Raw genomic sequence first — 13,856 nt, 5'->3', positions numbered from 1 at the left:
TGAAGTAGCGCTACAAGTAATTATCTCAGCCGCCGCGACAGTTATTAAAGAAATGGAAGGTAAAGAATAATGGCAGAAAATGAAACACGAAAGCATCTTGAGAAGGCAACGGTAACAATCGAACGTAAAGTGAAAGGAAAAGACATCTACTGGACTAAGTATCTATGGGATAAAGAAAAACCATTGGTACTAATCATCAGCAACTATCCTAGTTCTAAAAGCCTGTTACAAGAAGATTTAACGACGATTCTGATCAAGAACGAGATCATTGAAATGAAAAAGTTTGGTGGGGTAATCATCGCTAATTTATTTACAAGACCAATGCAAACAATTAATGAAAGAACGCTTGGTGAGGCTTTTCCAGTTGATGGAATGGATGAATTAATTAAAATTGTTGGTGAAGTAGAGAAAGTAATCATTGCAATTGGTTCTTTAGCAACGAGATATCAAGTTGCGACTGATAGAATGAAATTGTTTGTGAACCAAGTTCAAAAAGCTGGGATTGTAGTAGAAAAATTTTATGACTTGATAAATGGACAACACAAAACAGTTCATCCTTTAGCAATTAGAAATGAGCATTGGAGATTAGTTCAATGGAATAAAGAGTGCCAAAAGGAACTGATGTTAGATGAGTAGTATTCAAAAAAGAAGTGGTAAATTACCGTATATAGCACAATTTTCCAGAGGTTCAGGAACTAATAGAATACGTCAAGATAAGAGTTTCAGAACAAAAAAAGAAGCCAGAGATTGGCTGTATCAGATAGAGAACGATTTTGTTAATGGAAGTTCCTTTAAAAAGTCAAAAATGCAGTTCATAGATTACTATAAAGATTGGGTGAAACTCTATAAAGAACCAGTTGTGTGTTTAGCAACTCTGGAAAGTTATCGTGTTAGTGAAGACCATTTTCGACGTGGAGATTTGGCAACTACAAGAATGGATCAATTGACACGAGATAAGATTCAAATGTTTTTCAACAACTTAAACTTAGCTCATGAAACGGCAAGGAAAGACTTAGGTCACTTACGTGCTTGTTTGAGAGATGCGTACGATGATGGGGTACTTAATCGTAATCCAGCAGGAGGCAGAATTAGAGTTGTGGCTGATCCCAAAAAGACTAAGTCAGATGACAGAAAATTCATGGCAATCAAAGATTTTAGGAAAGTACAAAGTTTCTTGCTGGAATACGATTATCGTTTAAGTGATGTGAATCGTATGGTCTTGATGGTAATCTCGCAAACTGCATTGCGAGTGGGTGAAGCTTTAGCATTAAGATATGAGGATATCAATCAATTTAAGTGTGAGATAGCAATTGATGAATCATGGGATTCAATGCATAACTTGTTTAAAGAACCCAAGACGAAGAATTCAATTCGTACAGTTCCAGTGAGTCGGGAAGCAATGAATAAGATCGTCAAATGGATTGAGTTTCATCGGAGAGAGCTTTTCAGACGAGGAGTTGCGAATCCAGGGCAGCTATTATTTCAAACTAGACAAGCGAAACTTCCAGATGCAAAAACAGTTAACTCAGCGTATCATCAGCTTCAAAAGCACTTAGATATGGAGAGTAAATTTTCAACGCATACAATGAGACATACTTTAGCCAGTATGATGTTAGCAACTGGAGAGGTTTCTTTAGCCTATATCTCACATTACTTAGGTCACGCAAATATAATGATAACGCAGAAGTATTATATCGGATTGTTGCCAGAGCAAGTAGAGAATGAGAGTACCAAAGTCGTTGAGATTGTCGGTTTTGGTTAAAAACAGGGGAGACCTTGTTTTTTTTATTTGTTTTAAGTGTACAAAAAAATAATTTGTTTTAAGGTATTAATGTAATTACTACTTTGCATGGAATAGTTTGCTCTTAAATTATGAATATATCTGTTCCTTGTAAGATACTTTGAGTCAACGCCAGAGTATAAATGAAATTAAGACAAGCCACAATTTTGAGTATTCAGAAATGCTGGGTACATATCATCGGCAAATTCTTTTTAGAGTATTTTTTTGTTAAAATAAGTACGGGGTGTTGCTGCCAAACTCTAAAAACTTCAGTGTAGCTTATTATTAGTTGCAAAGAATAGCTATTATCGAAATTTAGCATACATACTAAGACACAAGTTGGCCAGTTTAATGATTAGTAAGAATATTTCGGTTATGTATGTATTAAAATATTTGGGTGGGTATAATCCATACAGAAATATAAAATTGGTCTATTACTCAAGCAATTGGATGCCGAGGCGGAAAGGAATATTAAAGACAATTGCTGAATAGCGTAAATAATGGTACAAGCCAGTCAATGGTCTTTGAACTATTTAAAAAAATATTTCTGAAGTTTATACAAGAATATATATCGTGTACAATGACATAGGAACAGAAAATTGATAGTCACAAATGTATATATATACTTTATTGATTTTTACATATAGAATGCACTTTGATTAATTTAAGGAGAATATTTTATGGTGAAAAGATTAACACAGACCGATGTTAAAAGCTTGTATCAAAATTTAAAAAATAAAAGTAATGAAAAAGATGTCGAAAGTGCATGGAGGGATATTTTTAAAAAATATTTTGTTGACCACAATCAAGATGGAATGGGAAGCATAAGTTCACCATTAAATGTTGATGGACTTATTATAGAAAACAGAATTGTGTTTGCTTTGAGAATCTTGTTAGAGTTTAAAGACGGAACTAACCTTCAAGAAGCATATGATAGAGCACGTATCACAATTCAGTGCATTTATTATATGAAACAATTTGAAGAGAAGGGTATACAATTACCCAATGTAATTATTGGAGCTGATGAAAATCAGGCCATTGTGTTGTTTGCTCCAAATTTTTACAAGTATTTACAAGATAAAACTATTGACTGGTCTATTGCACCCAGTCAAGCATATCAAAAAAATCCAGCTATGATGGGTGCCCTTGTAGAAGATAGTAATCTTTCAGTTTTTGTATATGATTTAAATGCGGGAAGAAATGGTATTCAGCAACGATTTACAACAATTCAAAACCTTTTTGACGAAGTGAACAGTCTTGCAAATTTTGATCCTAAAACAGGTGAAGAATTTAAAGTAAATGTTTCTGAAAGTAATCTAGCTGTTCTTTTTGATGACTTTGTCCGGATAACATTTAAAAGTTTAAAAGAGTCAGATAAAGTGTTGCCAGTTGACATGGTTAATATATTTCAACAACTGCTATTGGGTAGAAATCCTGACGAATATTATCAATTACCGAGTGATCCGAATAAACTTCATTTACCTGGGGATAAAAAAATATCAATTAACGGTTCGGACATGAATGCTTTTTTTAAGCATTTTAATCGCAATTTGAGTATTCAAGAACAGGATCAATTAATTTCTATTTCAGATCGACTAATTGAAGATATTGCTCGAAGAAGAAAGGGTGATTATTGGACTCCAACAATCTGGGCTAATAAAGCAGTGGAAGTATTAGATGAGAGACTAAACAATAAATGGATTACTAAAACAAAGGGACTTATACACGACTGGAAAAAAGATTGTGTTGTGTGGGATTGTGCGGCTGGAGCTAAAAATTTAACTCGGGATTATTATTTTGAACATTTATACAGCTCTACAATTCACCAAAGTGAGTTAGATTTATCAAAACAGTATAATTTATATCCAGAAACAAATCAGGCATTCCAATATGATTTTTTAAATGATGATGTCGAGGCATTAAGAATATTTAAAAATATGAACATAAAGTCCTTGGATAGAGATGAAATTATCAATTATAGTAAGTGCTTTAAAATTCCGGAAAAACTTTTCATGGCATTAATTGATGATCAACCGTTAGTTATTTACATAAATCCGCCATTCGGAACTGCAAATAGTAGAGCCTTTTCATCAGAAAAAGCTAAAGAAAAACGAAATATGTCAAAAACTGAGATTAGATCATTAATGCTAGAGAAGTCAATGGGGCGTGCAACGCAACAACTATATGCTCAATTTTTCTATAGAATTATAGAAACAATCGATACATTTAATCTTTCAAATGTAATTTTAGCAGCATTTTCACCATATCAATTTAGAGTTGGTGGGGACTACTTTGGGAAATTTTACAAACGCTTCTTAAGGACATTACATCCGATTACGGGATTTCTTTTTAGTGCTGGAGAATTTAGTGATGTTAGCACGGACTGGGGAGTTACGTTTAGTTTGTATTCGAATGAGGATATCTTTCACGCTAGTGAAGACTTACAAATTTGTAATTTTGAGGATAATTCTATTAGCACTATTGGAACTAAGGAGGTTAGGACTGTTAGCGAAAAGAATTCCTTATCCAACTGGATTAAAGAAGTCCAGACGGAAGAAAGTATGGGAGATAAATTAGAAGCTAGAAGTTATACGGCTTTAACTTCAGCTATTAATGCTTGTGAAGGGTTACAAGTGGGGGCATACTATTCAAATTCTTTCGGATATATGTATTTCATCGGTAATGATGTTGAACACTCGGATACCGCAGTGTCTATATTTTCCAGTTATTTCAAATCAGGTCATGGTATAAACATTAACAAGAAAAATTTAATTCGAAGTGTGATCAGTTTTGCGATAAGGCGATGTGCTGATTACAAGTGGTTCAATGGTAAGGATGCTTTTTATATGGATGACGATATAAGTGAGAAAGTACTAAATGATGCTCAATTTATTGGTGATTGCTTGGTCATGTCACTTTCTCAGTACAGAGCAAGCTATCAGTCTTCGCTTGGAGTAAATTCGATTTCAGCTAATTATCCAGAGATTGCAAATGGATGGTTTTATTATCCAAACGATATTATGGAAAAATTGTATGGACAGGTCACTGTGTCGGATGGTTTAAGGGCAGCATTTTCTAAAGAATATAGAAGGGCAATGTCAGCAGAGGATACTCCTATAGCAAAATTATTGAGAAAAATGGGTATGGAGCTTTCATTGCAAACAAATGTTAATAAGTCCCAAGAAATATATGTTGATTTTTTAAATGAATCTATTTTTTCTCCTGAAGCAAAACAAATGCTAATGGAGATGAATACTCTTTTTAATAAAACATGGAAGTACAGGCAATTAGCTATAAAGAGCCATCCTAAATGGTCACTAGAGAGATATGATGCTGGCTTTAACCAACAATATCGTGTGATAACTCAGATTATGGATGATACAGAGTGGGTTGATAATTACAAAAAAGCTTACATGAATCTCAAAAAAACTATACATGATTATTCAAAAAATTTAAAAATTATGAGTAGAGAAGCATAGGGAGGGGTATCTAAAAATTATTGTCTTAGTTAAATTTACGTAATTTGCTAAAAAATTACAATGAACATCACTGAATAAATGCTTTAATTAGACAATTTGTCCCGAATTGATAACTAATGCTTTTTCAGTATGTTTAAAAAATTTGATATAGAAAGTTTAGCAAGCTTAATTTGAACGATTTTTTGTAAGAAAATTGCTTCTAAGTTATTTGAAGACAAAAAATAATCATTACAATGTACAGCAATTCATTACTGGCTCTCACAAAATACATTGTAGGTATCATAGGTATTGGAATGGGAAAAGGTCAATTAATTGACCTGTAATTTGGATGAGAAGTCGAGCATTGTGAGTAAAGAAAAAATTTAATAATAAACACACTAAAAGTAGCTCTGTAAAACCAAAACGGTTTTACAGAGCCTTTTGAATCATGGTAGAATATATAGGTCTGAAAGTGACAGGGATAATTTTCATGAATAAGATAATCAAATGTTTTTAGCATGGGAAAGTTAATCGATTCAAACTTAAGAATCAATAAGTTTTATGCCTTATAACTTGACTTTAGCAGGTCCGCTCTAATATTTTTAATCACGATTTTAACATACTCAAAAGTACATTATAGTATAAGGCTTGACTAAACATAGGAGAGAAATTGAGCTTCATAGGTCCTACTATCTAACTTATCGATGACCGATGTTAGTTTTAGATATTGATCTAATTATGTTTGGAATACTGTGTGTTCTTCGACTTGACTATTTTTCTCATTTCCGCTTTTTGTGTAAAATCATAACTAATGATGGGCTTTCATTATCCTTCTTTTGAAGAATAAGCGTACTCCACCATTTTGAGTTGTTTCTCATATTCTTGTTAGTATGATACAAAGTCTAAAAATGTGGATGTCAAGTATTCGAATAAGAGAGCTTGGTTAATTATCAAATGACATAATTCTCTATTGGAGGTTTATATTTTCTTCCGCTTGATTATAAATATCGATGCGATTCTGAACATCAATGCTATTTACTAACCATCCCTTTAGGCTTGCTTGTTGAATAAAATCTTGAAGTCGATTGACTCCATTCATTTCTTTAAGAGTTATAACAATTCCAAATTTAGTGTGTTCCCCATCATTGTTATTTAAGCGTTCTTTCGTTTTTAAACTAATCGCCCACATTGGATTGTTGTAAACTTTTCTAGGACGGGGAGCTGTTTTTAAAATTTCACTAATGTGTTTGACATTATCCCACTTTCTAAACAGTTTTCTAGCTTCTTCTTCCTTTAGAAAATGTGGTTCATCATCTACTTGAATATTTTCGTTAATACTACTAATTTTTCCCTTATTATTAATTCTTCCAAAATACAGGTCTAATTCTGTATTGGTATAATCAACGCCTTGATTTCTTGAACATTTAGGAAAGTAACATAATGTAGCTTTAGCATTAAAAGGTTGTTTATTAGCGACTATAGGCACAGGTAAATTGTAAGTGTATGTATCCCACATTTCAGATCTACCTTCTATTGCAAACTTTATTTCATCATCATCACTACGCAGAATGTCTTCGATTCGCACCGGTACGACACCATTACCCTTTAGGGCAAGCATATGATGACTACTTTCTCGATTCCATCCAATAGCAGAATCAATCAGTAAAGCCTTAGCAATTTCTCTACTGAGGCCTAATATATCTATCATATATGCTAACTTTCGGGCAATCCAAGGAGCAGAAAAAGATGTCCCTGCTACATATGCCTCACCATTTGAATTAACTGTACGCATGGGAGTATTTTGATCACCACCGTAGTAACTTGCATCTGGTTTTGTAAAAAAAGACAACACAATTCCCTCTCGTGAATATTTCGTGGGCCGTTTATCTCCTCCAACTGAATTAACAACAACTGAATTTATTGAGTCAGCTGGGGCTCCGATATGTTTTGCGACATCAGTTTCATCCTTGTTAGTGCCCGCAATAACAAATAGCACATTATGTTCATATTGAATCTTATCAAGAATTGCTCCTTCTGCGGAAATAAAATTATCATTCACTTCTGCCTTGGATCCTAACGATAAATTCCAGACATGAATTTCTGGATTGCTAGTAACTGCTTCCTGAATTGCTTTGATAACAGAAAAAGAACTAAATTTTCGATGAGTAGCCACTCCAAAATGTTTCACCTTAAATCTCCCACATCCATCATCAAGAGTAGGATTAAGACTAGGGCCATCAACAATTATCGAAGATACCTCTGTCCCATGCAAATAGTCCTCTGGCTCTAAAACAATATTAGGGTCAATCAATTGCGAGTAATCAACCCACTCTTTGAAATAGACATTTTCATCAAATAGAGTGTCTATTACGCCTATTGTTGGCTCTGTCGTAGGCGCTGGAATTTTAGCTTTTTCTTGGCTTTTCAGGGCTATAAAACTACTTGGCGCTAAAGTAGAAATATCTTTAGTTGCCATGGAAACTAAATATGGAGCACGCTGCATAAGAAGTGCGACAGAATCTTTATCAAGTAACACCGTACCGTTGTCTAGAAGACGCTCATTATAAACCTTTATTCCCATCCTTTTAAGTAACGAAACAACTGATTCTCCAGTATCGTACAAGGTCACAATTGCACTTTGCTGCTCTGGAACGTTCGCAGTTTCAACATCAAATTTTTCTACGTAATATGAATCAACTATATATTTTTGAAAAGTCGTTTTAGGAATTGAGTATTTGTCAAAGTCAATAGGACTGAAAGTATGTTTATCATTAAAAATTTCATCCGTTACTTGACCTGAAAATTGTTCATTTAATATTCTCATTGCTTCCTTGGCATTATTAATGCTTGCTGCAACTACTTCAGGGGACACAAAATAGGTAATAATATGTTTAGGTCCCTCACCAAATTTTATGCCGACAATTTGATTGTTGGGTTTTATGCTCTTATTTTCAAAAAAACCACAAATTCTATTTGACTTAGCGGCAATTTTCACATAATAAGCACTTATTAACATCTTGGGTAACAATGTTCTTTTTGCCCAATATTGCTGCATCTCTATAAGATCGTTAATAAGCAATTGAATATTTTTTGAATTAACAATACTGTGTGCAGGTAATTTAGGAGCACCTGGTTGACTCGGATTCTTTCGTTGTTCAAACTTTCCCTTAAGTGTTAGAACTTTATTCATTATTTATTCGCACCTCTCAATTCTCTGGCCACCTGACTTTTAGACAACCCCATCAATACACCAATTTCTCTAATGGTAAAGCCTTCAGTTTTTAGCAGTGACATTTTGATTTTTAAGACATTATGAGTATCCTTGTAAACCCTAGAAAGATAATCAAATGGTTTAGTTGGGTCACTAAAGGCCAGTGATACTTTAATAATGTTTTTAAGTTCTCCTGGGTTAGGAATATTGGACGCAGTACTCAGTATCTTCCGAAACATTTTCATATCTCTCCCTGTTTCTTTGAATTGCTTTAAGTATGCATTTAGCATTGTTTCAGCAATTTCTAGTAAATCATCTTTAGAGTACCTGTCAAAACTGATCACACTATCAAATCGCCTCTTAAAGGCTCGATCAAGCTTATCATATAGATTAGTTGTTGCGATAATCACTACTTCATTACTTACAGTATCAAGTGCTTTAAGAATACTCGAAGTTGCCCGTCCCATTTCTCGAATATCATTCACATTGACTCGATCAAGTGCTATAGCATCGATTTCATCAAATAATATTACAGCACCCGATGGATTAGGCATCCGATTAATCTCATTAAAAACAGCCGCAATGTTTTTGGCAGTCTGCCCCATTTTACTATCAATTAATTGATTAAAATCAACCATAAATAGTGAGCGTCCTAACAATCTTGCCACCTGCTTCGCTGATTCTGTTTTTCCGGTACCTGGATTACCTTCGAATAAGAACTTATTAATTCCAATATTGTGATTTACCGCATTTATGATTCCTTTGATATCATCTGCAATTAAAGTTGGGAGAGGTAATGCGGAATTCTCAATCTTAACTTCATTAACAAACCGATTCTCAAATGAAAATGATTGTGGAACAAAAGTATTTGCATCAGAAAGAAAAGTCATAATATACTCTGCCAGCTGATGATCACCACTTTCATCAAAGCTCCTAGCAATATTGTTTGCAGTAGTTCTGAATTGTGCCTCATCTTTGTCATAGTGATATTGAATTAGTTTGATTATATCTCGCTTTTTCATGGTATTCACCTCAATATTATCTTAACACGATCGGGGACAAAAATATATAATTTGGGACAAATTTTAAAAAAATTAAATATTATAAGTAGCATACATTTTTTTGATTAAAGATTGGAATTTTTTTAATCCGATAAATTTGTGATCTTGAAGTTCCAATTGTTCTAGCAATCTGTGCATTCGGCAGGATTCTGTTGCGGCATTTGCACTATCTAATGATACAAACATTGTTTTTTGCAATCATTAGAGTCGAGAGCGTAAGTGCAAAAAATAGGTATCAGAGATTACTTTTAACGACACTCAAAATAACGAAAAAATGAATGGCTTTTTGCAAATGATTTTTTGCTATTATTTTGTTATAGGCTAAGCAACAAAAATATCACATAATAATTTCTAATTCTTGTTTATTGTTCTTTGAAAAATTTATTATAATGAATTAAAGTGCTATAATGAATGTACCGTATCAATTAAGGTTGGCCGGTTAACCAGTGATGCGACATACGGATAACAGACTTCTATCAAGAAGTCAACAGCAATCTCAATCTTAATGTGAGAAATCACAAGTAGTATAAGTAAGAGAATTGTCGTAGATGTTGTTGTGTTAGGTAGAGTTGACATAGGTTCAATAACTCCTTGCATAATTACATTATATGTAAAGCACATCCTGACGAAAGTTAGGGCATGAAATTTCTGAAGCGCGGCCGCAACGGGGAACTCACGAGACTGTCATAAAAAGGGGTGCACCCTGACAGTCTCGTTTTTCAGTTTGGAGATAATATATGTTTGATATTGATAAATATTTAAAAAAGCAGAAAAAATATAAGCATTTTGACTACCGTCTTGCAAATCGGAGATTATTTGATGAGATGAAGCAAGAAAGTGCAGTTTCAAGTTTTCGATTCTTACCTTATATTCGTAGGGAGTTTTTAACATATAGATTCAATGGAAAGAAAATTAAGAAAAAGCCACGTAATATAACGCTTGCCTCACATGGTGCATCGCTTGTTTATAAAGTATATGCTGAAAAATTGAAGATTATTTATGAACATAGAATAGAAGGAACCTTGATAAGTGAGGCAGCGACCGCTTATCGTTCATCTACTAAGACAATTAAACGTTCAAATATTCACGCGGCAAAAGAAGTATTTGATTTTATTTCGAATCAAGATGTAGCTTATGTAATTAAGGGAGATTTTAAAGCTTTTTTTGATACATTGAATCATCGTTATTTAAAAAGGTCGCTGCAGAAATTGTTTAATGTTGATCACTTACCAGATGATTGGTATGCTGTTCTGAAATCGTTAACAAAATATGAATACATAAATTTCGAAGAATTAAATCAATTAACAGCAAACCTGAGCAAGTCAAATGAGCCAGCATATTTTCGAAACAGAAAACAGTTTTCAAAATTTTATAAAAAGAATTCCGAAAAATTTCATTTAAATAAAGTTGGTATTCCTCAGGGAACATCACTGAGTGCATTACTAGCAAATGTATACATGATGGAGTTTGATTTTGCAATAAGTACTCTTGTACAAAAATATGGTGGAATTTTTCGTAGATATTCTGATGATTTTGTGATTGTACTTTCGGGTAAAAGTTTAACACTTCAAGATGCTAAAAATATTAAGGACTTGGTAATTCATAAAAGCTCTGATATGTTATCTTTGACTGTTGAAAAAAGCAAAACTGATTTTTACATATTCAGTAATGCACATCTGTTTAGTTTGGATGGAAGGTCAGCTATGATGGACTATTTAGGATTTCGCTTCACAGGTGATGAAGTTTTTCTACGTGAAAAAAGTATATATAAATTTGCATATCGTGGAAATCATGCAATTGATTTTCTGATTCGTGACTTTAATGATAAGAAGATGGCGAAACTGTCTGAAGAAGAAATAGATTTAAAGTCATTCAAAAAGCCTGTATTTGACGAACATAAGAACATTATTGGTTGGATAGCAGCAAGTGAGTATCACAATAATGTTCGTCGTAAACAAATTAAGTTAGTCAAACGCAAATTGAAAGGGAAAATTAAATTTCGTATTTCGACAAACCATAAAAAAAAGTACTTATCAGAGAAACCGGCAAAAAGGACATTCATAAACTATGTGAATAGAGCACAGAAAATTTTAGAAGATGGTGCACCAAATTATTCGGTTCTAGTTCTTAAACAAGCCCGACGACGTGTGGTAAAACATCAGAAACGTTATCACAAGGGAATTTCAAATAAATCTACAGAGTGATAAAGAATGAATGGAAAATATGTGAAAAATGTATAGTTAATTAAGGCTGCTAATCTATGGAATTTAGATCAGGGAACTTAGGGCAAGTAGGGTATACTTTTCAATTCATCTCTTATGTGTAATTTAGTCTTTTCTTCCAAATTTTTGAAATGAAAACATAATTAATTTTAGTGTGCTAAAGTGCCTTTTCATAACGTTTTGTACCTTTATTTTGACGAAAACTGGTCCAAGTTTTCAACTCAATATTTAATTAAAAATAGCGGTATGATAGGCTTTGTAAGTTCTTTTAAGATCCATTCTGGGAAGACAAAATCGCTCCTACATTATTAGATGGCAAGAATGTTATCATCGCAGCACATGGTAACTCACTTCGTGCCCTCACAAAATACATCGAAGGTATCTCAGATGAAGATATCATGGGTGTTGAAATGGCAACAGGTCAACCAGTTGTTTATGATTTGGATGACAAGTTGAACGTTGTTAAAAAAGAAAAACTTTAAGCTTAAATAGAGTGATAATAAATAAGGCCCAGTCCCTTTTAGAGGGAGCTGGACCTTATTTTTGTATGTTATCTTTTTGTTGTTTTTTATGCCATAAGCTAACTTGAGAATGTCAATTTATGACAAATACTAAGATTGGGGTGGCAATTTTTTGACGAATAGTACTAAGTTCTTGAATTGTTGAGAATGAGTTTAAAAGTATACCCTATGGTCCCAAGTGACCCGAAATAAAAAGTATAAATAGAGTGGCAGACATGCCAATACAGAAAGTAGAAGGATTATAAGAATAAATAAAAATTGAGGTGGGAAAATGATAAAGATATCCATAAAAAAATTAATAATAGTAAGTCTATCATTAGCGCCAAGTGATAAACCGCATGGTAATAAAGATACTGATATAAAAGGAAACTTATTTGCATGTAGTACGAGCAACAGGAAAACAGTTATTGAAAAAATCGTATTTAAAATGTCAAATGATTATATTTTTTGTAAAGAAGCTTCGGAGAACAATTTTTTCGGTGTTCATATCTCAAAGAATCCGACTTGTAGTGGCAGATAGTGAGTACGAACGAACATAGACTCATGATTTACAACTATACCACTGGAACATATTCAAATGATGTCGAGCCACTCAAATTGATTATTTTAAAATATCTATAATTCTTTGCTTTTGGGGAAGAGTGTTGAACATATTGATGCAGCAAAGTTAGAAGCTAATTATTTCTCATTCCTTAATTATGACTTAAAGTTTGATAATGGAACGATTTTGCCACATAGCCCTGAGCATTTAACGACCATGCAATCGAGGGTGTAATTCGATTTAACAATAACAGCAACAGAACCTAACTTTAAGAAGTTTCTGAATGATATTTTGCCGATGATGAGGATACAATATCTTTCTTGCAGAAGTTCTTTGGATATGTGCTGCAGGTTTCTCAGCGTACTAATGCTTTCTTTGTCATAATAAATAAGCATAGACGGTTACCAAGGACTCAAAACATCATGTTTCTTATCATCAATTATAAAAAAGTTAGGGATTGAATCTAAATTCAGCACGCATACTTTTAGATACATGCTAGCTACTTTGATGATTGCTGATAAGAATATCTCGCTTGCTTATATTTCACAAAAATAAATAAATTGAATCTGTTAATTGTACGTGTTTCAAGTACAAGCATGTTGAAAGCTTCATATCAGGCTTCAGCAGAAACAAAGTTTGCTATTTCTGGCTTTTCTAATAAAGAATCAGATAATAATATGATTATGAACTCTTCTAAACCTATTGATGAGAAAATAATATCTGGTTTAACAGATTCTTTGTAGAAAAACACTAACGGTAATTGGAAAATTCTGTCTTACCAAAGAAGTTAGTAAATGAATGGGTTTGTTTTATTATTATTTGTTAAATGAAAGATAGTAAAGTCAAAGTATAAGGCCTTATCCTTAAGATAAACATTCGAAAATATTACCTGGATTTAAAGTCTAAGTGCAACATAGCAAATTTATACAAATAGGCCATGAAAATCTAAATTTAACGGGTTCTACAATATTGGATGCCGATGAACTTCCATCAATACCCAATATTGTAGAACTTTTTTAACATATTTAATTGAAAAATCACCAACATTAATTGAATGTTGTT

At 33.1% G+C, this 13,856-nt stretch carries 7 protein-coding genes and 1 pseudogene; 6 read left to right on the top strand and 2 right to left on the bottom strand.

The window, feature by feature from the left end; all coding sequences use genetic code 11:
• Positions 1-69 precede the first annotated feature (69 nt).
• From FC19_RS09205 to FC19_RS09195, 3 genes are all read left to right on the top strand, one after another.
• The gene (locus FC19_RS09205; RefSeq protein WP_057876679.1) at positions 70-636 is read left to right on the top strand and encodes a DUF1643 domain-containing protein; all 567 of its coding nucleotides are present in this window, start codon (positions 70-72) and stop codon (positions 634-636) included.
• Positions 629-1,762, top strand: coding sequence for a tyrosine-type recombinase/integrase (locus FC19_RS09200; protein WP_057876678.1), 1,134 nt, complete (start codon positions 629-631; stop codon positions 1,760-1,762). The genes FC19_RS09205 and FC19_RS09200 overlap by 8 nt, the downstream gene beginning before the upstream one ends.
• A gap of 698 nt (positions 1,763-2,460) precedes the next feature.
• Positions 2,461-5,259: a hypothetical protein gene (locus FC19_RS09195; RefSeq protein ID WP_057876677.1), complete on the top strand. Its 2,799-nt coding sequence runs from the start codon at positions 2,461-2,463 to the stop codon at positions 5,257-5,259.
• A gap of 946 nt (positions 5,260-6,205) precedes the next feature.
• Here the strand turns inward: FC19_RS09195 and FC19_RS09190 are convergent.
• Both FC19_RS09190 and FC19_RS09185 read right to left on the bottom strand, forming a co-directional pair.
• Entirely contained in the window at positions 6,206-8,428 is a 2,223-nt protein-coding gene (locus FC19_RS09190) for a S8 family peptidase (protein WP_057876676.1), read from the bottom strand.
• Positions 8,428-9,471 carry an ATP-binding protein gene (locus FC19_RS09185; RefSeq protein ID WP_057876675.1) on the bottom strand — a complete coding sequence of 348 codons (1,044 nt, stop codon included), beginning with the start codon at positions 9,469-9,471 and terminating at the stop codon, positions 8,428-8,430. Before FC19_RS09185 ends, FC19_RS09190 begins: the two co-directional genes overlap by 1 nt.
• Positions 9,472-10,247: 776 nt before the next feature.
• On the opposite strand from FC19_RS09185, the gene FC19_RS09180 reads away from it, so the two are divergent.
• From FC19_RS09180 to FC19_RS11685, 3 genes and pseudogenes are all read left to right on the top strand, one after another.
• Complete coding sequence (locus FC19_RS09180; RefSeq protein WP_057876674.1) at positions 10,248-11,714, top strand: reverse transcriptase/maturase family protein; 1,467 nt, start codon at positions 10,248-10,250, stop codon at positions 11,712-11,714.
• Between the two features lie 293 nt (positions 11,715-12,007).
• Positions 12,008-12,214, top strand: a pseudogene (locus FC19_RS11375) (2,3-bisphosphoglycerate-dependent phosphoglycerate mutase); the annotation flags it as partial.
• Positions 12,215-13,390: 1,176 nt separating this feature from the next.
• Positions 13,391-13,537 (top strand): hypothetical protein, encoded by a 147-nt coding sequence (locus FC19_RS11685; RefSeq protein WP_157061301.1) that lies wholly within the window; start codon positions 13,391-13,393, stop codon positions 13,535-13,537.
• Positions 13,538-13,856 lie beyond the last annotated feature (319 nt).

The sequence above is a fragment of the Liquorilactobacillus aquaticus DSM 21051 genome, from assembly GCF_001436755.1.
GTDB lineage: Bacteria > Bacillota > Bacilli > Lactobacillales > Lactobacillaceae > Liquorilactobacillus > Liquorilactobacillus aquaticus.
The sequence above is the reverse complement of the archived record's forward strand: the minus strand, read 5'-3'. Positions and strand labels throughout refer to the sequence as shown.